We start from the raw sequence: 566 nt of genomic DNA on the forward strand, positions 1-566 counted from the left end.
TTTCCCCATTCGGAAATCTCCGGATCAATGCTTACTTACAGCTCCCCGGAGCATATCGGAGTTAGTCCCGTCCTTCTTCGGCTCCTAGTGCCAAGGCATCCACCGTGCGCCCTTTCTAACTTAACCTTCAAAGTAAAATAAGCGGCACATTTCGTCGTCAGCTTCCTTCATTCCTTCCCTCACGTATATACATACGCTCGGTCAGTCACTCAGTCACTTCCTAGAACTGCTTGCTTCTTTTTCTTTGCTGATAAAAATACCTAAAATGGCGATTACTCGGTTTTATTGCTTGGTTACTTTTATACGATATTATCCAGTTTTCAAAGAACAATAGGTGTTACTTATATATAGAAGGAATTCATCCTTCAAAACTGAACAAAAAACAATGCCGTTAATTCGTCTGTGAGAACATCGTTCTCTTCTGCTAGTAGGTAAGGCGTACACCTTCACCGTTCACATATTCCTTAGAAAGGAGGTGATCCAGCCGCACCTTCCGATACGGCTACCTTGTTACGACTTCACCCCAATCATCTGCCCCACCTTAGGCGGCTGGCTCCCGTAAGGGT

Annotated in this window: 2 rRNA genes; both read right to left on the minus strand. The window is 44.7% G+C overall.

The window, feature by feature from the left end:
- Nucleotides 1-126, minus strand: a 23S ribosomal RNA gene (locus QYG89_RS17030); the annotation flags it as partial.
- A gap of 342 nt (nucleotides 127-468) precedes the next feature.
- Nucleotides 469-566: ribosomal RNA gene (locus QYG89_RS17035) — 16S ribosomal RNA — on the minus strand; the annotation flags it as partial.

The organism is Bacillus lumedeiriae (assembly GCF_044891285.1).
Classification (GTDB): Bacteria; Bacillota; Bacilli; order Bacillales; family Domibacillaceae; genus Pseudobacillus; species Pseudobacillus lumedeiriae.